The sequence below is a fragment of the Alkalimonas delamerensis genome (assembly GCF_030717955.1).
Lineage (GTDB): Bacteria > Pseudomonadota > Gammaproteobacteria > Enterobacterales > Alteromonadaceae > Alkalimonas > Alkalimonas delamerensis.
Map to the genome: position 1 here is coordinate 419088 of NZ_JAUZVY010000001.1, position 23016 is coordinate 442103.

Sequence of the window (23016 nt, forward strand, 5' to 3'; positions counted from 1 at the left end):
CATGAGCAGCGAAGACTGCTCGAAGACTCGCAGTGACATGGCTGAACAGCCGTCAGTCCACTAAGCTGACAACAACGATGCAGGAGCACCATGATGACTTCAAAAAAAATCCAATGCGATGCCCGTCTTACCGTAGCAGACAAAGAATACCGTTACTGCTCGCTGGCTAAGGCCGCTGAAAGCTTGGGGGATATCAGCCGGCTGCCTGTGTCGCTGAAAGTTCTGCTGGAAAACCTGCTGCGTCATCAGGATGGGGTGACGGTGCAGTACGAGGATCTGACGGCAATACATGCTTGGCTGCAGGAGAAAAATTCCAGCCGGGAAATTCAGTACCGGCCAGCCCGGGTACTGATGCAGGATTTCACCGGGGTGCCGGCGGTGGTGGATTTGGCTTCGATGCGCGATGCGGTGGTCAAAGCCGGTGGCGATCCTGAGCTCATTAACCCATTATCGGCGGTGGATCTGGTGATCGATCACTCGGTGATGGTCGACACCTTCGCCAATGCGAACGCCTTTGCCGACAACGTAGCGCTGGAGGTCGAGCGCAATAAAGAGCGGTATGCCTTTTTACGTTGGGGCCAGAAAGCCTTTGGCAATTTCCGGGTGGTGCCGCCTGGCACCGGCATTTGCCATCAGGTGAATCTGGAATACCTGGCCAAAGTAGCCTGGACCGAAGACAAAGACGGTGATACCTGGATCTACCCGGATACGCTGGTCGGTACCGACTCCCACACCACCATGATCAATGGTCTCGGTGTACTGGGCTGGGGCGTGGGCGGCATTGAAGCTGAAGCCGCCATGCTGGGCCAGCCGGTGTCGATGCTGCTGCCGGAAGTGGTTGGTTTTAAACTCACCGGCAAGATGCCGGAAGGCACGACGGCTACTGATCTGGTGCTCACCGTGACTCAGATGCTGCGGGCCAAGGGCGTGGTGGGCAAATTTGTCGAGTTTTTTGGTGACGGCTTGGCGCACTTGCCGCTGGCCGATCGCGCCACCATCGCCAATATGTCTCCGGAGTTTGGTGCCACCTGCGGGTTCTTCCCGGTGGATGAGGAAACGCTAAAATATCTAGAGCTGTCCGGCCGTTCCGATCAGCAGATTGCGCTGGTGAAAGCCTACTGCCAGGCGCAGGGCTTGTGGCACGATGTCAGCAAGGAGCCGGTATTCAGTGCGGTGCTGGAGCTGGACCTTGCCACGGTAAAGCCGGCGCTGGCCGGGCCAAAGCGGCCGCAGGATAAAGTTGCCCTGCCTGATATCAAAGGGGTGATGCAACTGGAAATCGAGCAACTGAAAAACAAACAGGCTGCGGTTGCCATCGACGGCATGGAGCATGCGCTGAAGCACGGTGATCTGGTGATTGCCGCCATTACCTCCTGCACCAATACCTCCAACCCCAGTGTGATGATGGCCGCTGGTTTGGTTGCCAAAAAAGCCATTGAGCATGGTTTAGAGGTAAAACCCTGGGTAAAAACATCCTTAGCGCCGGGCTCCAAGGTGGTGACCGATTACCTGGATAAAGCCGGCTTAACCAAGTCGCTGGAGCAGTTGGGCTTTCATCTGGTCGGCTATGGCTGCACCACCTGCATCGGCAACTCTGGTCCTTTGCCGGATGCCATCAGCGATGCCGTCGATCAGGGCAATTTGACGGTGGCCTCGGTGCTGTCTGGTAACCGCAACTTTGAAGGCCGTATTCACCCGCAGGTCAAAGCCAACTGGCTGGGATCGCCGCCTTTGGTGGTGGCCTATGCGCTGGCCGGCACCATGCTGATCGATTTGGCAGAGGATCCGATTGGGCAGGGTAAAAATGGCCCGGTTTATTTAAAAGACATCTGGCCGAGCCAAAAAGAAATCGCCGAGGCGGTGGCTCTGGTGGATGGTGCTATGTTCCGCAAACAATACGCCGATGTGTTTAGCGGCGATACTCATTGGAAAGAATTGCCAGTCACAGAAGGACGCACCTACCATTGGGATAACCGCTCGACCTACATTCAGCAGCCGCCATTTTTTGCTGATTTTGGTGAAAAGGTGCAGATAGAGCCGATCACCGATGCTTACGTGCTGGCGCTGTTTGGCGACTCCATCACCACCGATCACATTTCCCCGGCCGGTGCTATCAAAGCCAGCTCACCGGCCGGCCGTTATTTGAGCGAGCAGGGGGTGGCTGAAGCGGATTTTAACTCCTACGGCTCGCGCCGTGGCAACCACGAGGTGATGATGCGTGGCACCTTTGCCAATATCCGTATTCGTAATCAGTTGCTGCCAGGTGTGGAAGGTGGCGAGACCAAACATTTTCCATCCGGCGAGCAGCTGGCAATTTACGATGCGGCCATGCGCTACCAGCAGGACAAACAACCCTTGGTGGTGTTGGCCGGTAAAGAATACGGCACCGGCTCCAGTCGCGACTGGGCCGCTAAAGGCACCCGTTTGCTCGGGGTCAAAGCCGTCATCGCCGAGAGCTTTGAGCGCATTCACCGCTCCAATCTGGTAGGGATGGGCGTGCTGCCGCTGCAGTTTAGCGACGGCGAAAACATCGAGGTGCTGCAACTGACCGGTGAGGAGCGTTTCAGCCTGCCAGAGCTGGATGCGGATCTGGCGGTCGGCCAGTTGCTCACCGTTGAAGCCAAGCGGGCCGATGGCAAAGTAAAACGCTTTCAGGTCAAATGCCGCATCGACACCGACAACGAGCTGCAGTACTTCCGCAGCGGCGGTATCTTGCAGCATGTGCTGACGCAACTGCTGTAAAGTTAGCGGGTGATTGCTGCTCTTGTGGCAGAACCCGAAGTTTAAAAACCATCAATGAGTAAATCGAGACCGGCTTTGATTTGGGTTCGGTACTGCTGTAGCGAGAACGATGTGGATTTTAAGCGTTTGGCTGACACCGAAGCAATATCCAGTAAATCGACAAAGCAGGCCTGATCATCAAGCATCACGGGAAACTGAAAAGGGGCTAATAACTTGTGTTGCTTTACTGGTTTTACTACTGCTACCAGTAATGCGTCAATATCATGAAATAGCGTGTTCGTGAGAATAACTACGGTTTGCTGATCGATAGTGGCAACACTGAATTGATCCATCTTTACAGTTGCCCCAGCCGCTCAGCAAAGGTACCGTGTTGCTCAATAAGTTGGTTATAGTCCGCTATGGCATCAGCATTTTGCTTTCGCCATAAATCAGCTTTAGCCTGGCTGACGGCTTTGCGCAATGCTTGTTCCAGTAGTAAGGACGGACTGATATTGAATGATTTTGCCTCGGCCAGCAATGCCGCATCGATAGAGGTGTTGCAGGCTGTTTTTGTTGGTTGGTTCATCATCAGATCCTCAATGCAAAGCTATTCAGAGTATAGCGCAATTAGTCTGCGCATAAAACCTGCGTATCATTTAAGAATAACTGAAACTGAGTAGTTGATACCCATTTTATAGGCTTAGTTTTTTAGTGGTCATCTTGACGGCAGTATAAGCTTGGTTGATGACAAAAGGCACACGTTGTGCTAATTTTAACCAATGAAGCAATTTAACTGGAATGCAGACAAAAATCAGTTGCTGATGGCAGAGCGCGGAGTCTCGCTCGAGGATGTGCTATATGCTTTTCAAGCCGGCCAGCTGCTGGACGAAGTTGCACACCCAAATACCGAAAAATACCCTCAGCAGCGAGTATTTATTGTTTGCATTGATGACTATGCCTGGCTGGTTCCTTTTGTTGAAACCACGGATGAAATTTTCTTAAAAAGCATCATTCCCAGTCGCAAAGCCACGAAGCAGTATCTAAGGAGGGCCAAATGAGCCAGCTAAAACTGGATCAAGACGACGCCGAGCTGTTGCACGACCTTGAAAGTGACGACTTCAAGTCGGTTTTGACGCCCGAACGGCGAGCGGAATTGTCTGCTGCGGCAGAGCGTACGGTTCGAAAAGATAAGCGTATCAATATCCGTATTTCTGCCCGGGATTTAGAAGCGATTCAACGCAGGGCGTTGGAAGAAGGCATGCCTTATCAGACCTTGGTCGCCAGCGTACTTCATAAGTATGTCTCCGGTGGTTTAACCGATGTGGTTGCCAGCAAAGTGCGTGAACCGGCAGGCAAATACAATAAAAAGAAGGTGTAACTCCTGCGCTTGCAGCCCTTGTCTAGCCACTTAGGTTGATGCAGGTTATTGATTCAGCGCCATCTGTTAGCAGCAAAAGAGCAGCGTTAAACCTTAGCAGTGGGAAATTTAGCGGCAGCTATCTTTCACCCACTGCAGGTAATCGGCAAAGCCAGCTTCGATTGGCAGTTGGATTATCTCCGGAGTGTCGTAGCTGTGCAGCTTACGGATTTCGGCTTCCAGCGCTGGGTAGCAGTGGCCAGTGGTTTTTATCAGCAACAGGATTTCGCTGCTTTGCTCCAGCTTGCCCTGCCAGACATAGTGACTGCTGACGGCTTGCTGCTGAATGCAGGCCGCCAGCTGCTGCTTAAGCAGGGCTGCGGTGATCTGATCGGCTTCCTGCTGGTTGGGGCAGGTGGTCATCACCAGACAGAACTCAGCCACTTACACCTCCAGATTATCCAGCAGCTTGGTTTTGCCAAGCCAGGCGGCGGCCAGGACAACCAAAGCTTGCTGCCGGTGTTCGGCTGGCAATAAGCTGCTGCGATCGCTGATGGTCAGGTAGTCCGGTCGAAAGCCAGCGGCTTCGAGCTGTGCCTTGGCAGCGCTTTCAATGCTGCGAAAATCGGCATCGGTCGTCTTGATCTGTGCTGCCACCTGTTGCAGCACTTGCTGCAAAGCAGGGGCCTGAGCGCGCTGCTCTGCGCTTAGATAGCCATTGCGCGAGCTCAGCGCCAAACCATCGGCTGCCCGTTCGGTCGGTACACCAATAATCTCGATCGGAAAGGACAAGTCCTCAACCATCTGACGGATAATCGCCAGTTGCTGATAATCTTTTTGCCCAAAGCAGGCGATATCCGGCTGCACCAGATTAAACAGCTTGCAGACAACAGTGGACACACCACGGAAATGGCCAGGCCGGCTGGCACCGCAGTGGTGATCGCCCAATTTGGGGACTTCAACAAAGGTTTGCTCGCTAAGACCGCGCGGGTAAATCAGCTCCGGCGTTGGGGTAAAGACTGCATCGGTTTGCAGCTGTTGCAGCGCCTGGCAATCGTCGTCCAGCGTACGCGGGTAGCTGTCCAAGTCTTCATTGGCACCAAACTGCATCGGATTGACGAAAATACTGACAATGACCCGTTCAGCATGCTGTTTCGCTATTTCCACCAGGCGCAAATGGCCCTGATGGAGGTTGCCCATGGTGGGGACAAAGGCGATGCGTTCGCCAGCTTTACGCCAGCTGGCAATCTCAGCCCGCAGACTGTCGATGGTGGTTAACGTCTTCATGGTTTATTGAAAGGTATGCTCGGCAGCCGGGAAGCTCTGGTTTTTGACATCGGCCACGAACTGGCGGATGGCTGAGCGGATTTCACCGGTTTGCTGCAAAAAGTTTTTCGAAAATTTTGGTATGTAGCCACTGCTGATGCCGAGTAAATCATGCATCACCAGCACCTGGCCATCGGTACCGGCGCCGGCGCCAATGCCAATCACCGGAATACTGAGTGCTGCGGTAATGCGATTGGCCAGCTCGACCGGGATGCATTCAAGGACCAACAACTGGGCACCGGCCTCTTGCAGTGCTTTGGCCTGACGCAGCATGGCATCGGCTTGCTCGTTGCTGCGGCCTTGCACTTTGTAGCCACCAAATAAATGCACCGATTGCGGCGTTAACCCCAAGTGACCACACACCGGCACACCGCGCTCGGTCAAGGCTTTGACGGTAGGCAGTAAGAAATCACCGCCCTCGAGTTTGACCATATTGGCACCGGCCTGCATCAGCGGGGTAACGGAAGCAAAGGCTTGCTCGGTGCTGGCGTAACTCATAAAGGGCAGATCGGCGATGACAAAGGCATCGGGTGCACCAGCGCGCACACAACGGGTATGGTAAGCGATGTCCTGCACCGTGACCGGCAGGGTGTCACCATGGCCTTGCAGCACCATACCGAGCGAGTCGCCAATCAGCAGAACCTCGACGCCCTCATCGGCAAACAGCTTGGCAAAGCTGGCATCGTAGGCGGTTAAGGAGGTGATTTTATCGCCTTGCTGTTTCATTTTTTGCAGTACGGCGGTGGTAATTTTAGCCATTTATCTGCTCTGACCTCTTTCAATCAATCCGCTGCGCACCTTGTCATAAAGCGGGGGGCGCTGCAAGTTTGTTTTAACGGGGTGCCGGAGCCACCACCGTTAAGCCTCGGCGGGGTAGCTGTTGGCACAAGCCGTGAATGCTGCGGCCATCCGGCAACTGCAAGTCGGCGGCTATCTCCTGCAAAGGGTAGAGCACAAACTCGCGTTCGGCCAGGCCGTAATGGGGTACTGTCAGGCGTGCACACTGCCATTGTGCGTTGCCGTAGAGCAGCAGATCCAGGTCCAGCGTGCGCGGCCCCCAGCGCTCGTCTTTACGCACCCGGCCTTGCTGCTGTTCAATCTGCTGCAAGGCATCCAGCAGCTGCAGTGGCGACAGCTCCGTATAGAGTTCAGCCACCGCATTGACATAATCCGGCTGGTCTTGTGGCCCCATCGGCTTGGAGCCATAGAGTGAAGAGACCCGGCCAAGAACGCTGTTTGGCAGCGTCGTCAGGGCAGTGATGGCCGCACGCAACTGGCCCATTGGGTTGTTAAGATTGGCACCCAAACCAATAAAGCAGCGCTGCATGGCTGACTGCTTTGATGATTCTGTTGGTTTCGCTGACATCTGCAGTGTCCGTCAGGGTTTTGGTTGCGAGCTGCGCTTGCGTTTGTAATTGCGGCGACGGCGCGGCTTGTGCTCGCCACCGGCTGGACCAGGCTGTTGCAGCATCTGCTGCTGGCCTGTTTCGTTTTCCTGCTGAAAACGCAGCCACCAGTCGGCCAACTGCTGCAGATCGCCGCCTTCAGCTTTGGCACGCAGCAGCAAAAAGTCGTAACCAGCGCGGAATTTGGGCAATTGTAACAGCGACAAGGCCCGCTTGCCACGGCTGCGCGCCAGCCGGTTTTGCAATGACCAGATATCTCGGGTCACCAGGCTAAAGCGCTTGGGCAGGGCAATGCGTTGCTGCAGCTCACTCAGCACTTCGGTCATGGCAATGTTCAGTGCATCGACCGGTGGCAGGCCGCTTTCCAATTGCAGGGTCTGACTGCGGATCTCGACCGGATACCACAAAAAGGCGGCAAACAAGAAAGCGGGGGTGACCGGCTTGCCGTCGGCGACACGCTGATCGGTATCCTGCAGTGCCTGACTAACCAGCTGAAAGACCTTGCCTTCAGGCTCCTGAGCAATGGCCTTGTGCAAGGACGGCAGCAGTTGCTTGAGGATGCCGTATTGCTTCATTAGCATAAAGTTATCGAAGGCTTTGCCGGCCATGAACAGCTTCAGGAACTCTTCAAACAAGCGGGCAGGCGGAATACTTTTGAGCAAAGACGCCAACTGAGGGATAGGCTCGGCAGTTGCCGGTGCTATCAGCATATTGAGTTTGGTGGCAAAACGAATGGCGCGCAGCATCCGCACCGGATCTTCGCGGTAGCGGGTTTCAGGATCGCCAATCAGCTCAATTTTACGCTCGGCAATGGCTTGGACGCCGTTGGCAAAGTCCAGCACTTCAAAGTGGTTGATCGAGTAGTACAGCGCATTGATGGTAAAATCGCGGCGCTCGGCATCTTCTTCGATGGTGCCGTAGACATTATCACGCAGGATCAAGCCTTCTTCACTGGCTTTGGACAGGTGATGCTCACCTTCGTCACTTTCATCCGGTTGGCTGTGATGGCCGCGGAAGGTGGCGACTTCAATCACTTCGCGACCAAAGAGCACATGCGCCAGCCGAAAGCGACGGCCAATCAGACGGCAGTTGCGAAAGACCTGTCGCACTTCTTCCGGTTTGGCGTTGGTGGCGACATCAAAGTCTTTCGGTTCCAGCCCCAGCATCAGATCGCGGATGCAACCGCCGACCAGATAGGCTTCAAAACCGGCGTCTTTCAGCCGATACAGCACCTTCAGTGCATTGGGGCTGATCTGCTTGCGGGAGATTGGATGCTGATCACGACTGAGCCGTTGCAGGGGGGGTAACACACTGTGTTTTACCAAAGCGGCTTGTTTATCAGCGTTGTTGCCTTTGCGCAAATTGCGTCGGCAAAAATCGAGCACACGGGAAATAATGGCTAGCTCCTGAACATCTGGTTGGCTGCAATGGCAGCGTGAAAACAATGCATGCGCTATTTTACCGCACTTTTTACAAAACAGTGCAATAAAAACTCAGCAAGACGACATTAGAGCAAAATTTCAGTTTGTCGTGGGATCCGGGCTGGCTGCCAGTGCCGGGTCGCATAGGCGATAAGCTCATCAACCTGGGCATCGGCCAGTTCAGCGGGTGTTTCTTGTCCCAGGTAGGATAGGGCTTGCAACAGTAACGGCACGGCCCTGGCTGGATCCAGAGCCGGCGCATGATTTTGTTTGCTAAGCTTCAGCCCAGGAGCCGTACTGGCCAGAGGGATATGGCCATACTGGGGCGGGGTTGCGCCCAATCGCTGAAACAGTTGCTGCTGGCGGCAGGTCATGGTCAGCAAGTCGGCACCACGGATCACTTCGGTAATGCCCTGATCCCAATCATCCACCACCACCACCAGCTGGTAGGCAAAAAGGCCATCACGCCGTTTAATGACGTAATCTTCCTGACAAAGGCTGGCATCCAGGCTTTGGCGCCCGAGGTAACGATCATCAAACTGGTTGTGGATGGTATCGACGCGCAAGCGCCAGGCCAGTGGTTTTGAGGGCTTTGGACTGAGTTTGCGCTGCCGGCAGTGACCATTGTAAATCCCTCCCATGGCAGCAACTGCTTTACGAGGGCAGTCGCAGCCATAGAGCAGCCCTTGTTGCTGCAACTGGTCAAAAATATACTGATAGCGTTCTTTGCGCTGGCTTTGGTACCAGACTGGGCCATCCCACTCCAGCCCAAACTGCTCCAGTGTGGACAAGATCGCATCGGCAGCACCTGCCTGAGTTCGGGGTTCGTCGATGTCTTCCATTCGCACCAACCAACTGCCTGCCTGGGATTTTGCTTGCAAATAGCTGGCAACAGCGGCCACTAAGGAGCCGAAGTGGAGTGGGCCGGAAGGCGAGGGCGCAAACCGGCCAATAGGGGGGGAAGCAAGGGCTGGCATCTTAGCCGCCGTATTGCTTTTCCTTGATTTCTGCCAGGGTTTTGCAGTCGATGCACATGTCAGCAGTCGGACGGGCTTCCAGCCGCTTGATGCCAATTTCGATGCCGCAGGTATCGCAGTAGCCGAAATCATCATCTTCAATTTTTTGCAGCGTCTTTTCAATTTTCTTCAGCAGCTTGCGCTCACGATCCCGGGCGCGCAGTTCCAGACTGAACTCTTCTTCCTGAGCAGCACGGTCTACCGGATCCGGAAAGTTAGCAGCTTCATCGGCCATGTGGGTCTTGGTGCGATCCACTTCTTCCCGCAGTTGCTGGCGCCAGGCGTCCAGGATCTTACGGAAGTGCTCCCGCTGCTTGGAGTTCATGTACTCTTCGCCCACAGCCTCCTGATAAGGCTCGACTCCGGCCAGAGCCAGCAGCCCCAGCGTTTTGTTTGCTTTGCCTTCTGGCATAGTCATCTCCTGTACAATACAGCCAAGCAAAAATGGCGGATATTCATAGCAGAATATCAAGCACATCGCAAATAAAAGACGCGGAAGTATACAGAGTGAACTGCGGCGCGTCATCTGTTTTTACGCATCTGTCAACTGGACCGATGTTCAGCGATCTGCTTTTTTTGACGGTCATGGTACAATCGACGGATTCGAACACAAAGCCGAAACAGGACCCTCGCTATGACGGACAGCATTCACATTACCCTACAACCCAAAGCCGCTGAAGCCAAATGGGGCAAAAAAGCCAGCCTGACACCGACCGACAGCGGTTTTCAGATCCACCTGGACAACGCTTTTCCGGCGCGCAGCATTCAAAAAGCCGCCCGGCAGCTGGATGGGCTGGGGGTTGAAGAGGTTACCTTGAGCGGAGACGGCTGGGATCTGGAGCGGCAGTGGGCTTTCTACCTGGGCTTTACTTCGGCCAAGAAAATGGCCGGTGTGCAGTGGCAAGGTGAGGCCGCCACCCAACTCAGCCAGCTGGCTCATTGTTTTAGTTGGGCCCGCCAAATCACCAATCAGACTCCTGAGCAGCTTTCACCGGAGGCTCTGGCCAATGCAACGGTGGCCTTTTTAACGCCGCTGGCGCCGGATGCCATCAGCCATCGGCTGATTACCGGCGATGCCCTGTTGGCCGAAGGCTGGGTGGGGATTCATGGCGTCGGCCGTGGCAGCGAACGGCCACCGGTGATGTTGGTGCTGGACTACAACCCAACCGGCAAGGCCGATGCACCTGTCGATGCGGTGCTGGTGGGCAAAGGCATCACTTTTGACAGTGGCGGTTACTCCATCAAACCCAGTGAGTCGATGTCCTACATGAAGTGCGATATGGGTGGGGCTGCCACCGTGGCCGCGGCCTTAGGGCTAGCGGTGATGAAAGGCTTGTCCCGCCGGGTTCAACTGGTGCTGTGTTGTGCGGAGAACCTGATTAGCGGTCATGCCTACAAACTGGGCGATATTCTTACCTACAAGAACGGCACCAGCGTCGAAATCCTTAATACCGATGCCGAAGGCCGCCTGGTGCTGGCCGATGGTCTCTTGTATGCCAGCGAAACCGGCGCGCCTTTGATCATCGACGCTGCCACCTTGACCGGGGCGGCGATGGTGGCGCTGGGGAATGATTACAACGCCCTCTTTGCGCTGGATACGGCCTTGCAGCAAAGGGCCCTTGGTTATGCAACCGAGGTGCAGGAACCTACTTGGCCCCTCCCTCTGGCGCCCTGGCATCAAGGGCAGTGCCCGTCGCCTTACGCCGATACCGCCAACAGCCGCCCAGTCAAAGGCGGGGGAACCGGCGGTGCCAGCAATGCGGCGGGCTTCTTAAGTCGCTTTGTGCCGGAGGGCGGCAAAGGCTGGTTGCACTTTGATTTGGCTGCCGCTTTTAACAGCAGCAATGGCCCTTTATGGGCAGCTGGCGCAACCGGTATGGGGATCCGTGCCATTGCCGAAACCCTGCGCCAGGAAGCAGGCAAAGGTTAATTGTTGGGCGCCACGGCAGAGCTGAGCCTGCCGTGGCAAATCGCCCTCGTCAGAGAACCCGCCGGTTATGTCCTTACCTGTTGCTGCCATTGCCAACGAACTGCTGAACGCTTTGTCTCAGCATGCCCGGGTAATTCTGTCTGCTCCACCAGGGGCTGGAAAGTCAACCTGGTTGCCGCTGTTTTTATTGCAGCAACCGGCCTTTGACGGTAAGAAAATTCTGCTGCTGGAGCCCAGACGGCTGGCTGCGAAAAGCATCGCCAGCTTTATGGCCAGCCAGCTGAATGAGCCGGTTGGTCAGACGGTGGGCTATCAGGTTCGGTTGGAAAAAAAAGCCAGCAGCAGCACCCGTTTGTTGATTGTCACCGAAGGGCTGCTAACCCGGTTTTTGCAACAAGATCCTGAGTTATCATCCTGGGATCTGCTGATTTTTGATGAGTTTCATGAACGCTCCCTGCAGGCCGATTTGGCACTGGCTCTGAGCCTGGAAGCACTGCAACTGCGTGATGATTTAACTTTGCTGCTGATGTCGGCCACGCTCGATACCGGGCAACTGGCGCAGGCATTGGATGCGCCGGTGATTGCCAGTGAAGGTCGCAGTTTCCCGGTTGAAATCCGCTATCAAACACCGGATCGCCAACCCCTCTGGCAGCAAGTCGCCCGCTGCTGTTGGCAGTTGCTGCAGCAGGAAGATGGCAGTGTGCTGGCCTTTTTGCCCGGGCAGGCTGAAATTCGCCAGGCGCAGCAATGGTTGTTGCAACAACCGCTACCGGATTCAGTGCAGGTTCACCCCCTGCTTGGCAGTTTATCGCTGGCGCAGCAGCAAGCGGCGATTGCCCCTTGCGCTGCCGGGCAGCGCAAGGTGGTGCTGGCCACCAACCTGGCAGAAACCAGCCTGACCATCGATGGCATTCGTCTGGTGGTGGATAGCGGGGTTTATCGCCGGGTGCGTTTTTATCCAAAGCATGGGGTGATGAAACTGGAAACCGTTGCCATCAGTAAGGCATCTGCCACTCAGCGCGCTGGTCGGGCAGGACGCTTGTCTGCCGGGCTCTGCATCCGGCTGGACAGCGACAGTCAATGGCAGCGTCGGGCTGAGTTTACGCCAGCAGAAATGCTGGAAGCCGAGTTGACCGGCTTGCGGCTGGAGCTCGCCGCCTGGGGAGCTCAGCCGAACGAACTGTTCTGGCTGGACCCACCGCCGGAGGGGCATTTGCGGGTGGCCGAGCAGTTGTTGCAACAGTTAGGGGCCTTATCGGCAGAGCTGAAGCTGACACCCTTTGGGCAGCAGATGGTGCGCCTTGGCACGGAGCCCCGTTTAGCAGCGCTTTTGTGCCGGGCTCAGCAATGGGAACAAGCCGGTGAAGCCGGCGCTATCTGGTTGGCTGCCATGCTGGCGGTGGTGCTGGAGCAGCACCAGGACGACAATGCCTTGTGGCAGCAATTGCAGCGCTTGCTGCAGCAAAAAAACAGCCCGCCTTACCTACAAGCCCGGCAATGGTGCCGTCAGCTGGGTGGCCAGGAGGGGGGAGCACTGTGCCAGCAGTTGTTGCCGCGGCTGCTGTGCCAGGCGTACCCGGACCGGGTGGCGGTGAAACGAGGTAAAGGCTATTTACTGGCCAATGGCGCTGGTGCTATCTTGCCCGCCGGGCATCCACTGAGCGGTCAGTCTTTGCTGCTGGTCACCCATCTGCAGTTGACCGGTCAGGGCTTGCTGATCCGTCAGGCCGAGCCCTTGTCCGATGCGATCTTATCCGACTGTTTTGCCGAAGCTTTGGACTGGCAACTGCATACCGCTTTTGATAGCGAGCAAGGGCGCTTTATCAGCGAGCAGCAGCGCCGCTTGGGCGCCTGCATTCTTGCCCGCAAACCGGCTGCCTCAACCCTCAGTGCTGAGCAGCGCTGTCAGGCCTGGTTGGAATACATTCAGCAGCGGGGGCTCTCGGTGTTGCCCTGGGATGTCGGTAGCCAGCAGTGGCTGGCTCGGTTGCGATGGTGGCAGCAGCTTGAGCCCGAGCAATGTCCCGGCGACTGGCGGGAAGAAGCGTTACTGGCACAGCTGGCCGATTGGTTGGGGCCTTGGCTTGGCGAGTGCCTGCAGCTGGAACACATAAAAAAGCTGCCTTTGCTGCAAGCGCTGCAAAGCCGACTGGATTACTCGGCACAGCAGCGCCTGGCTGCACTCTTGCCCAGTCATTGGCAGGCACCCACCGGCAGTCGCCTTGCTATCGATTACCTGGCTGCTGGCGGGCCAGTGCTGGCGGTGCGGATGCAGGAAGTCTTTGGTCAGTTAAGCACTCCCTTGCTGGCAGAGGGTCGTCTGCCCCTGACGCTGGAGTTGCTGTCACCGGCCCGTCGACCCTTGCAACGAACAGCCGATTTGGCCAGCTTCTGGCAAAATGCCTACAAAGAGGTTCGTAAAGAAATGAAAGGTCGTTACCCCAAGCATTATTGGCCGGAAGACCCGGCTCAAGCCATGCCCACCACCAAAACCACCAAAGCCATGCGGTCAGAGCAAGGATGAACACATTTAAACAAAAGCTACCGTCACCGAAGCAGGCTCTGCGTTACCTGGGGCTGACGCTGCTCAAGCTGAGTCTGGCATTGTTGGCCGTGGCGGTGTTGTATTTGATCTACCTGGACAGCAAAGTCACCCAGAGTTTTCAAGGCCAGAAATGGCAGGTGCCGGCTCAGGTGTTTGGCCGCAGCCTGTCGCTAAGTCCCGGCCAGTCACTGACACCCGAGGTACTGGTGCGTGAGCTGGAGTTGCTGCAATACCGTCGGGTCAGCACCATTACCGGCCCCGGCCAGTTTCGGTTAGCGCAGCAGGCGGTGGAGGTGTTTCGGCGTGAGTTTTATTTTGCCGATGGCTATGCGCCAGCAGAGCGGTTCGAAGTGCAGTTTCAACAGCAGCAGATCCAAGGGCTGCGTTGGTTGGTTGCCGGGCCGGATACCGAGCGCGGCGAGGCTCGATTGGAAGCACCGCTGATTGAGCATTTGATGTCGGCTCAGCAAGAAGACCGGGAGCTGCTGCGGCTGGAACAGGTCTCGCCCTTGCTCAGAGATACCTTACTTTTGGTGGAAGACCGTGACTTTTACCGGCACCGCGGTGTGGTGCCCTCGGCAATAGCCCGGGCTTTTTGGGTCAATCTTACTGCAGGCCGAACGGTGCAGGGCGGCTCTACCCTGACGCAGCAGCTGGCGAAAAACATGTTTCTGACCCAGGACAGAACCCTGTGGCGTAAACTGAATGAAGCGCTGATGGCGGTTATTCTGGAACTGCGCTTTAGCAAAGATGAAATCTTAGAGGCTTACATCAATGAAGTTTATATCGGCCAGAACTTTGCCCATCCGGTGCATGGTTTTGGGCTGGGCAGTCGCTTTTATTTCGCCAAACCCCTGAACGAATTGACCGAAGCCGAAACCGCATTGCTGGTTGGTTTAATCCGTGGCCCTTCCTTTTACGACCCCAGACGCAACCCGGAGCGGGCGCAGCGGCGGCGGGATCTGGTGCTGCGGTTGATGTTCGAGCACCACATGTTGGATCAGCAGGCGTATCAGCAGGCGGTGGATGAACCAATAACCCTGATCGCCCGTGGCCAGCACCAGGCCGACCGTTTCCCGGCCTATTCGGCCAAGGTACGACAGGAGCTGCGGCAGCGCTTGCCGGATTCGGCCTTGCAGCAAAGCGGCTTGCGTATTTTTACCTACTTTGACCCCGTGGTGCAGCAGCAGGCCGAGCTGGCAATGCAGCGCAGTATGAAAGGGCTGGATCCGGCCATCGAAGCGGCGGTGGTGGTAGCCGATCACCAGCACGCCGCCATTACCGCTTTGATCAGCGGCCGGGATCCACGTTTTGCCGGCTACAACCGGGTGATGGAAGCCCGGCGGCAAATTGGCAGCCTGATCAAGCCGGTGATCGCCATTGAAGCTCTGGCTCAGCCAGAGCGCTTTGATCTGACAACGCCCTTGCTGGATGCGCCCATTCAACTGCGCAGCAATCAGCAAGACTGGCAGCCGCAGAACTTTGATCAGCAGTTCCGGGGCGAGGTCAGTTTGCTCGATACCCTGGTCTATTCCTACAATGTGCCGATGGTCCGACTTGGCTTGCAGCTTGGAATGCCCTCGGTTGCGGCCGCTTTAAGCCGGCTTGGGTTGGAGCGCCGTGTCCGGTTGCATCCGTCGGCCTTGCTGGGTGCGGTGGAGCTGACACCTCTGGAAGTCAGCCAGTTGTACCAGACCTTAGCCAATCAGGGCGTACACCAGACGCTGGCCAGCATTGCCGTAGTGACGGATCAGCAAGGGCATCTGCTGTATCAACGCCCTCAGACCCCTATTCGGCGTTACTCGGTTGAGGCCACGGCCAATGTACACCTGGCCATGCAGCAAAGTGTGCTGCGTGGGACGGCTCGTGTTTTGGGGCAGCAGTTTCCCCAGTTGGCTGGAAAAACCGGTACTTCCAGCGATTACCGCGACAGTTGGTTTGTGGTGATGGACGCACAGCATGTGGTCACCGTCTGGCAGGGGCGGGATGACAATGTTTCCACCGGGCTAACAGGCAGTTCCGGGGCCATGCGTTTGGCTTTGCAGTACTATCGTTTACAAAACTTACGCCCCTGATTCGTCTAGTTCAGCGTCAACTGGTGACCATTGAAACCAAAGGTACTTGTTATTCTTTGACTTTTAGGTTGATAATGGTGGCTGAACCTAAATGCGCATTGCGGAAGAATTGTAAATAAACCATGGCGATTAAACCGGAACATCGACTACAAGTTGGCGCTTGGTGTTATTTGCCAGAGCAGGATAAGCTGGTGAAGTTCGACGCCGCTGGTCAGGTGATCGAGACCGCCGAGCTGGATAATCTTTGCCAGAATGTCTTGAACTATTTAGTGGTGCATGCCGGCGAGTTGGTCAGTAAAGATGAGCTGCTGGAAAAAGTCTGGGGCATTCGGGCGGTCTCTGATGGTCGTATTACCCGCGTGATAAGGGTGCTTCGGGTAGCCTTGGGCGATGATAGCCGAACGCCCAGTTACATTGAAACCGTACCCAAACGGGGTTATCGACTGGTCGCTGAAGTGACACCGCTCGATCTGCCATACAGCAGTCCTTCCGAGCCGACTACAGAAAGTCCGGCTACTGCTGCATCGGAGTCAGAGCTCTCAATGAACATGCCTTGGCCAAGGCGGCTGGCATTGGGGCTGTTACTGGCTATGCCTATACTGCTGGCGGCTTATTTCTGGCTTGCTGTCAGCTCACCAGAGGAGCCGGCCTCTAGTATTCCGCTTTGGCGCTTTGAACCTGTCACTTTTTTAGACGGTATTGAGTTCTATCACAGCATTTCACCGGATGAAGCCTTGCTGGCCTTTAGTTATGCCAGCAGTCCCGGTGATACCATTGTTCGATTAAAGCTGCAAAACCTGAAAACGCATCAGGTGGTGCAATTGACCGATGCTCCCTACAGTAGCTTTGGTGCAAGCTGGAGCCCGGATGCTCAACAGCTGGCTTATCACCGCATGCTATCAGGCGAGTTGTGTCAGATCCGATTGCTGACGCTGAATGCTGCCCGGGATGGGATCCTATCCGATGAGCTGTTAACCGAGTGTGGTAAAAACTCAGTATCAGCCCGACTAGCCTGGTCGCCGGATGGCAGATACATCGTTTTTCCGTCGAGGGAAGCCGACCAAAATCAAATGACCTTGATGCGTTTCTCGCTGGCGGCAAATCGTGTCGAAGCACTAACAGCACCTCCATCCAGCGGATTTGGCGACTACGCTGCACGTTTTTCCCGGGATGGTCGCCGACTGGCTTTTTTAAGGCATACCACGGATGTTGTTCAGCTATGGGAGCTGGATTTAGTGACTCGCTCATCGAGAAAGCTGACTCAGCTGCAGGATCGCTATCCAGGCAATGTTGATTGGTCGACGGATGACCAGGAGATTATCTATCCCGCCGGTCGCTCAATGCTGGCGGCGGTCAATGTTCACTCCGGAAAAGAGCGCATTATTGCTTACACCGATCATTCCGCCAGAGAAATTCAGGTCAGTCCGTCCGGGCGCATCATTGCCTCGGTGGGTGCTTTTTCTCAGCGCAATATTTTAAAAGTACCCAACCGTATCGTAAATCAAGCGGACACTTTGTCACAGCAAGTTTTTAGTTCTAACCGCAGCGAAGCGTTTGCCGAGGCCAGCCCGACGTCTGATGGGACTATTGCCGTAGTTTCGCGGCGCTCTGGTTTACCTCAGATCTGGTTGTTTCATCCTGATGGCAGTCAATCGCAATTGACAGCGTTTACCGAAAACGAGCGGATTAGCCAGTTGGCATTTTCACCCGATGGGCAGCACTTGTTGGCTTTGATTAGCCAGGAGTTATGGCTGTTCAGGGAAGCTGAGCTTCCGAAAAGGCTCACTTCCAGAGATGACTTTATGGTGGCAAATCCGAGTTGGGGGGCAGACAATACCACCATTTATTTTGCTGCTTCGTACCAAGGACGCTGGCAAATGATGGCTACCTCTTTGGAAGATAAACAAGGCATCGCACTGTTTCACCCGGATATGGATCTTCACCTGGAGAGTCCGTCCGGCGATTACAGTTTCTGGCGCAATAGCAGCGATGGTGCTTATTACCTGCAACCGCAGCAGGAACTGCAAGCGAAACGACTGGAGTTGCCGCTGCAAGTGTCTTTCCCATTGCGTTTTGTGCTGGTGGATCAGGGGCTGTATTTTTCCAGCTATCTCTCAAACAACAATTATCAGCTTTACTTTCTCGATTTTGAAACCCTGCAAACAGTAATTGCGACAGAAATGGAGTCGGTGCCCTACAGCGAGTTCAGCCTGAGTGGCGATCAGCGCTATTTTTATATCCCTTCGATGTGGCGTGGAGATATGGATATTGCCGAAATTTCGTTAGAACAGCAAAATTTATAAGCTTTTTATAAGGATTTCATCGAGTTATTTTTTTTGTGCAGTGCAATCTTAAAGCAACACCAGCTGCTTCTGTACATTTAACTCAATAAAGGACATCCTAATGAAAAACTTACTAACTACTGTTGTTGCCACTTGTTTTGTCGTCGGTCTTGCCATTGCTGCCAAAGGGGCAGACACTTCCGGCGAAACCAAACTGGATGCAGAGCCCCTATTGGCTTGTGCCTGGTTTCCTTTCTGCTGGGATCCAGACCTGGAAATGCATCAAAACCTGGGCTCAGAATCTATAGATGCCATGGAAGATGCTGTTGCCTGAGCTGCGATGTCGGTTTTCAAGCCGGTTCAGCAGTCATTGCATCACTCTGTAACAATTGCGTACCTGAAATTTTGCTGCTTTCCGTTATAATCCGTCCATACCCTGTGTAAGGACGGATTGCCTTGTCTAAGCTGGAACCCCTGGTTCAATTTGGTCGCTGGCGTTATCGTGCTTCGGTTGGTAAGTTATGGCCAGCTGATGCCGATGAGTCGGTGGCTGCCTTGCTTGAGCCAAGACTGCAGAAGTTGCTGAACTATTTTTTATTGCATCCGAATCAGCTGCTGACAAAAAACCAGCTGATTGAAGATGTGTGGCCGGCTGGAGAGGGAACCGATGGCGCTGTGATGCGTGCCGTTGGAGCTCTGCGGAAATTGCTGCAGGATAATACACAAGCGCCTGTTTTTATTGCCACCATACCGAAAAAGGGTTATTGCTGGTTGGCTGAGCTGGAGCCACTCACCACCCCTCAGGCGGAACAGAACCGACAGTTTGAACATGGCAATTCAGCTCAGATCCGCGGGGTAGGCTTGCAGCGATACCCCAATCGTCAATTTATTCTGCTGGCTGTGTTGTCGCTTTTGATCAGCTGCGGCATCGTGGCTTATGGTTTAACCCATCTTACTCTGGGAGCAGCACAGCAAAGTTTCCACCATCTCGAACCCATTAGTGCGCTCAATGGTCGTGAGCGTTTGCCGCTTTGGGACTCGAGCCAGCAACAGATGTTTTATCAGCATCAACGCAATGGCCAGTCGAAGTGGCAGTGGGTGGCACAACCTAGTCAGCAAGTGAGCCCGGTTTTTTTACCCGGAAGTTACAAGGCACTTGGGCCGGCCAGCTTCGCAGACAACAATCTGTATTTCAGTGCTCTGACTGAAGAGGGCTGTGGTATTTTTCAGCAGGCGGTAACCCTTCCACCCTTGCCAGCCCGACAGCTGGCGGTCTGTCGGCAATGGCTGCCCAGCGGTATGACCCTGCTGGGAGAGCACTTATACTGGCTGGATGCCGTGCCGGACCGGCAAGCTCAGTTCCAACTTTGGCGTGCTACGGTGCCTGTGGGGCATGCTCCTTTACAGCCTGAAGCTGTGCCGATGGAGGCCATAGCTGCCCTTGCCATACACCGATTGATTGCGCACGAGGGCAGTTTGTACTTGTTGGTGCAAGTAAGTTTTTCGCAGACTCAACTGATTCGAATGCACTCTGGCGAAAAAGACTGGCAGTTGATGAAGCAGTATCCGCAAGTTGTTATTGAACTGGCCGAAAGCCGCAAAGGGCTTTGGCTTAGTCAATCACAACAGCCTTATCAGCCGTTTACACCCATGGGCAATAACGCTGCCAGCCTTGGACCATTGTCGGTGGGGTTACGGGATCTGATTTTCGTCGGTCCAGCCGAGCCTGTTGCAGTCTCAGGCGCAAAGCCAATCGATGATCTTTGGTTTGCAACCAAAGCGGCTGATGGCTTGGGTTGGCAGCATTGGTATCCGTCGAATCGGACCGAGCGGTTGGCGGCAGTCTCTGGTACACAGGTTGCTTTTGTCTCAAACCGCTCCGGTAACGAGCAAATCTGGCTGGCACAGCGCGGCCATTTGCAGCAAGTGACATCGTTAGCTGGTCACCAACAAATTCAGCAATTGCTCTGGTTCCGGCAGCATTTGTTGGCGGTCATCAATCGAAAAGTGTTTCAGTTGAATACCGAAACAGGGCAATTGCAAGCGTTGTTGCCTCCGGAAGTGGAGCCCAGTCAGCTGGAGGTGTGCCGTCAGCAGCTGTACTGGACGCAGTTTGATGGCAAAACGGGCTGGCAGCTCTATCGGATGGCAGCGAATCGGGTCGAGTTGGTGTTGGACGATGTGCTGGATGTTCGTTGTGCGCCAGATGGTTTGGTGATTCGGCGTGATCGGGTTGCGGGTCTGCAGTTGTGGCGTCAGGATGGTCGTTTTTTGTCTCTCTCTTTGCCGGGGTTTTCGGTCCCTGCTGTGGAACGCCATCAGTGGCTGACCAACGACCTGGGCATTGCCTGGCTGGATACGGCAGTGGGTACCTTGAGCTTTATGAGCTGGCAAGATGAGTACCAGCAGTTTGAGCTGCCGGCTGGCCAGGCACCAACAGCGATCTACAGTGATCGCAGTGGCAGCCAGTGGTTGTTGCAACAAAGCCGGCAACAGGACAGTGACGTTGTTCGCCTGTTGCCGGATAGAACGCCTTAACCGGTGGCCAGCTGAGCGAAACTGCGATCGGCGGCGGCGATGGTTGCTGCCAGATCAGCTTCACTGTGCGCCAGTGACAAAAAGCCTGCTTCATACGCCGATGGTGCCAGATAGATGCCTTCTTGCAGCATCAGATGGAAAAAGCGCTTAAAGGCCTCAATGTCGCACTGAGTGGCTTGGGCAAAATTAGTGATGGCTTGCTCTTTGGTAAAAAACAGACCAAACATACCGCCGACCTGAGTGGTCGCCAATGGGATGCCGTGTTTGTCGGCAGCGGCCTTGATACCGGCGATCAGCTGGCTGGTTTTCTCTGTCAGGGCTTCATAGACCCCAGGCTGGCGGATGGCATTCAGCGCTGCCAAACCAGCGGCCATGGCCAGCGGGTTGCCGGATAAGGTGCCCGCCTGATAGACCGGCCCGGTGGGCGCAATGTGTTGCATAATGGCGCGCTTGCCGCCAAAGGCCCCTACTGGCATACCGCCACCGATGATTTTACCTAAGGTTGTTAAATCCGGTTGCACGCCATACACCGCCTGAGCTCCGCCTAATGCTACCCGGAAGCCCGTCATGACTTCATCAAAAATCAGCACACTGCCGTATTGATCGCACAGCGCTCTTAGCCCTTCTAAGAAACCTGGTGCTGGTGGAATGCAGTTCATATTGCCGGCGACTGGCTCCACAATAATGCAGGCGATGTCGTCGCCCTGTTCCGCAAAGATGGCTTCGAGTTGAGTCAGGTTGTTAAATTCCGCCGTTAGCGTGTACTTGGCAAAGTCAGCCGGTACGCCCGGTGAGTTGGGTACGCCTAGCGTCAGGGCACCAGAGCCCGCTTTGACCAGCAGGGAGTCGGCGTGGCCATGGTAGCAGCCTTCAAATTTTAAAATGGTATTGCGGCCCGTGTAGCCGCGGGCCAGCCGGATGGCGCTCATGGTGGCTTCGGTACCGGAGCTGACGAAGCGCACCATCTCCATGCTAGGCACTAACTGACTGACCAGCTCGGCCATTTCAACTTCCGCCGGGCAGGGCGCACCGAAGCTTAAACCATTTTCTGCGGCTTGCTGAACTGCCTGGCGAATGGCCGGATGATTATGCCCCAGCAGCATCGGGCCCCAGGAACCAATGTAATCGATATAGCGCTTGCCATCGACATCAAAAATATAAGGACCGTCGGCTTTTTCAATAAAAACCGGGGTGCCGCCAACACTTTTAAAAGCCCGTACTGGTGAGTTGACACCACCGGGAATGGTGTTTTGGGCGCGTTCGAAAAGTTGCACTGATTTGTTCATACGGGTTCCTTGCAGATTAAAGCGGAGAAAGGGAGGACTTGTTGCTGTACCAGGGCACATCGCACTCGTATCGGGTTACCAGGTGCTCAACACCAAGCGTCAGGGCGAACAGCGCCATCCGGATCACCACGCCATTGTCGGCCTGGCGGAAAATCGCCAGATTCGGATTCAGGTTCAGATCGTTGTCGAGTTCGTTGGCATCCAACCGTGAGTCGCGTGGTAGTGGATGCATAATGACGGTGTTGGATTTGCAATGCTTGGTGTAAATATCCTGATTGAGCCGGAACTTGCCGCGATACAGGTTGGCCTCGTCTTTGCTGGCAAAGCGCTCTTCCTGCACCCGGGTTTGGTAGACAATATCGGCGGCCAGTTTGCCTTCCAGTGCATCGCTGAACTCAATGCTGTGGCCGGCGTTTTCGATGGCACTGACCACGCTATCTGGCATCGCCAGCTCGGTTGGAGAAATCAGGGTAAAACGAATGTTTTTGTACAGGCACAGCAATTTTGCCAGTGAGTGCACGGTGCGGCCAAATTTTAAATCGCCAACCATGGCGATGTGCATGCCATCAATGCTTTGGCCGCTGGCTGCCAGCTCTTTTTCAATGGTAAAAAGGTCGAGCAGCGCTTGAGTCGGGTGTTCATTGGCGCCATCGCCCCCATTTAACACCGGCACCCGGCTGCCTTCAGCAAATTCAGCCACTGAGCCAGAATGGGGGTGGCGCATCGCAATCACATCGCTGTAGCTGCTGAGCACCCGGGCGGTATCGAACAACGACTCGCCTTTGGCCAGAGCGGAGCTTTCCATGCCGGTGGTTTCCCGTACTTCGCCACCCAACAGGTTAAAGGCGCAGCCAAAACTAACCCGGGTCCGGGTACTGGGCTCAAAGAATAGATTGCCCAAAATGGCGCCATCCAGCACCTTGGTGCGCTTTTGCCGGCTGGCATAAGGCTCCATGCTGCGGGCCACCTGAAATACCTGCGCAATGCGCTCGCGATCAAACTGATTGACGGAAAGAATATGCTGGCCTGTAAAGCTCATACGCTGGTGCCTGTGATCTGAGGTGTGGCTGGGAGACGGCACCGGGGTTGCCGGGCTGTCCGTGTTTGGCTGGC

20 protein-coding genes are annotated in these 23016 nt (G+C 55.2%); 9 read left to right on the forward strand and 11 right to left on the reverse strand.

Going from position 1 to position 23016, the window contains the following annotated elements:
• Positions 1-90 precede the first annotated feature (90 nt).
• On the forward strand, positions 91-2742 hold the full coding sequence (acnA, locus tag Q3O59_RS01950; protein ID WP_305943994.1) for an aconitate hydratase AcnA: 2652 nt from the start codon (positions 91-93) through the stop codon (positions 2740-2742).
• Positions 2743-2783: 41 nt separating this feature from the next.
• Here the strand turns inward: acnA and Q3O59_RS01955 are convergent, their stop codons facing one another.
• Both Q3O59_RS01955 and Q3O59_RS01960 read right to left on the reverse strand, forming a co-directional pair.
• Positions 2784-3074: a putative type II toxin-antitoxin system PemK/MazF family toxin gene (locus Q3O59_RS01955; RefSeq protein WP_305943995.1), complete on the reverse strand. Its 291-nt coding sequence runs from the start codon at positions 3072-3074 to the stop codon at positions 2784-2786.
• Positions 3075-3076: 2 nt separating this feature from the next.
• Entirely contained in the window at positions 3077-3307 is a 231-nt protein-coding gene (locus tag Q3O59_RS01960; protein WP_305943996.1) for a type II toxin-antitoxin system CcdA family antitoxin, read from the reverse strand.
• 193 nt (positions 3308-3500) lie between these two features.
• Between Q3O59_RS01960 and Q3O59_RS01965 the strand changes: the two genes are divergently transcribed.
• Positions 3501-3779 carry a BrnT family toxin gene (locus Q3O59_RS01965; protein ID WP_305943997.1) on the forward strand — a complete coding sequence of 93 codons (279 nt, stop codon included), beginning with the start codon at positions 3501-3503 and terminating at the stop codon, positions 3777-3779.
• On the forward strand, positions 3776-4099 hold the full coding sequence (locus tag Q3O59_RS01970) for a hypothetical protein (RefSeq protein ID WP_305943998.1): 324 nt from the start codon (positions 3776-3778) through the stop codon (positions 4097-4099). The genes Q3O59_RS01965 and Q3O59_RS01970 overlap by 4 nt, the downstream gene beginning before the upstream one ends.
• 108 nt (positions 4100-4207) lie before the next feature.
• Here Q3O59_RS01970 and cutA read toward each other — a convergent pair whose 3' ends face one another.
• The 7 genes from cutA to dksA all read right to left on the reverse strand — a co-directional run bounded on the left by cutA (position 4208) and on the right by dksA (position 9659).
• On the reverse strand, positions 4208-4522 hold the full coding sequence (gene cutA / locus Q3O59_RS01975) for a divalent-cation tolerance protein CutA (RefSeq protein WP_305943999.1): 315 nt from the start codon (positions 4520-4522) through the stop codon (positions 4208-4210).
• Positions 4523-5365 (reverse strand): pantoate--beta-alanine ligase, encoded by an 843-nt coding sequence (gene panC, locus Q3O59_RS01980; RefSeq protein ID WP_305944000.1) that lies wholly within the window; start codon positions 5363-5365, stop codon positions 4523-4525. It abuts the gene before it with no gap.
• 3 nt (positions 5366-5368) lie between these two features.
• Entirely contained in the window at positions 5369-6163 is a 795-nt protein-coding gene (gene panB / locus Q3O59_RS01985) for a 3-methyl-2-oxobutanoate hydroxymethyltransferase (protein ID WP_305944001.1), read from the reverse strand.
• A 73-nt stretch (positions 6164-6236) separates the two neighbouring features.
• The gene (gene folK / locus Q3O59_RS01990; protein WP_305944439.1) at positions 6237-6731 is read right to left on the reverse strand and encodes a 2-amino-4-hydroxy-6-hydroxymethyldihydropteridine diphosphokinase; all 495 of its coding nucleotides are present in this window, start codon (positions 6729-6731) and stop codon (positions 6237-6239) included.
• A 51-nt stretch (positions 6732-6782) separates the two neighbouring features.
• Complete coding sequence (gene pcnB, locus Q3O59_RS01995) at positions 6783-8195, reverse strand: polynucleotide adenylyltransferase PcnB (RefSeq protein WP_369812347.1); 1413 nt, start codon at positions 8193-8195, stop codon at positions 6783-6785.
• 122 nt (positions 8196-8317) lie between these two features.
• On the reverse strand, positions 8318-9208 hold the full coding sequence (gluQRS, locus tag Q3O59_RS02000; RefSeq protein WP_305944002.1) for a tRNA glutamyl-Q(34) synthetase GluQRS: 891 nt from the start codon (positions 9206-9208) through the stop codon (positions 8318-8320).
• A gap of 1 nt (position 9209) precedes the next feature.
• Complete coding sequence (gene dksA, locus Q3O59_RS02005) at positions 9210-9659, reverse strand: RNA polymerase-binding protein DksA (protein WP_228592168.1); 450 nt, start codon at positions 9657-9659, stop codon at positions 9210-9212.
• A 222-nt stretch (positions 9660-9881) separates the two neighbouring features.
• On the opposite strand from dksA, the gene pepB reads away from it, so the two are divergent.
• From pepB to Q3O59_RS02035, 6 genes are all read left to right on the forward strand, one after another.
• A complete protein-coding gene (pepB, locus tag Q3O59_RS02010; protein ID WP_305944003.1) occupies positions 9882-11177 on the forward strand; it encodes an aminopeptidase PepB in 1296 nt (431 codons plus the stop codon).
• Positions 11178-11244: 67 nt separating this feature from the next.
• Complete coding sequence (hrpB, locus tag Q3O59_RS02015) at positions 11245-13701, forward strand: ATP-dependent helicase HrpB (protein WP_305944004.1); 2457 nt, start codon at positions 11245-11247, stop codon at positions 13699-13701.
• Positions 13698-15797 carry a penicillin-binding protein 1B gene (mrcB, locus tag Q3O59_RS02020; RefSeq protein WP_305944005.1) on the forward strand — a complete coding sequence of 700 codons (2100 nt, stop codon included), beginning with the start codon at positions 13698-13700 and terminating at the stop codon, positions 15795-15797. The genes hrpB and mrcB overlap by 4 nt, the downstream gene beginning before the upstream one ends.
• Before the next feature lie 191 nt (positions 15798-15988).
• A complete protein-coding gene (locus Q3O59_RS02025; protein ID WP_305944006.1) occupies positions 15989-18100 on the forward strand; it encodes a winged helix-turn-helix domain-containing protein in 2112 nt (703 codons plus the stop codon).
• Between the two features lie 100 nt (positions 18101-18200).
• On the forward strand, positions 18201-18413 hold the full coding sequence (locus tag Q3O59_RS02030) for a hypothetical protein (protein ID WP_305944007.1): 213 nt from the start codon (positions 18201-18203) through the stop codon (positions 18411-18413).
• Positions 18414-18535: 122 nt separating this feature from the next.
• Positions 18536-20617: a winged helix-turn-helix domain-containing protein gene (locus Q3O59_RS02035; protein WP_305944008.1), complete on the forward strand. Its 2082-nt coding sequence runs from the start codon at positions 18536-18538 to the stop codon at positions 20615-20617.
• On the opposite strand, the gene hemL is transcribed toward Q3O59_RS02035, so the two are convergent.
• On the reverse strand, positions 20614-21903 hold the full coding sequence (gene hemL / locus Q3O59_RS02040; RefSeq protein WP_305944009.1) for a glutamate-1-semialdehyde 2,1-aminomutase: 1290 nt from the start codon (positions 21901-21903) through the stop codon (positions 20614-20616). The genes Q3O59_RS02035 and hemL overlap by 4 nt on opposite strands.
• Positions 21904-21919: 16 nt before the next feature.
• Positions 21920-22942 carry an aspartate carbamoyltransferase gene (locus Q3O59_RS02045; RefSeq protein WP_305944010.1) on the reverse strand — a complete coding sequence of 341 codons (1023 nt, stop codon included), beginning with the start codon at positions 22940-22942 and terminating at the stop codon, positions 21920-21922.
• Between the last annotated feature and the right edge of the window lie 74 nt (positions 22943-23016).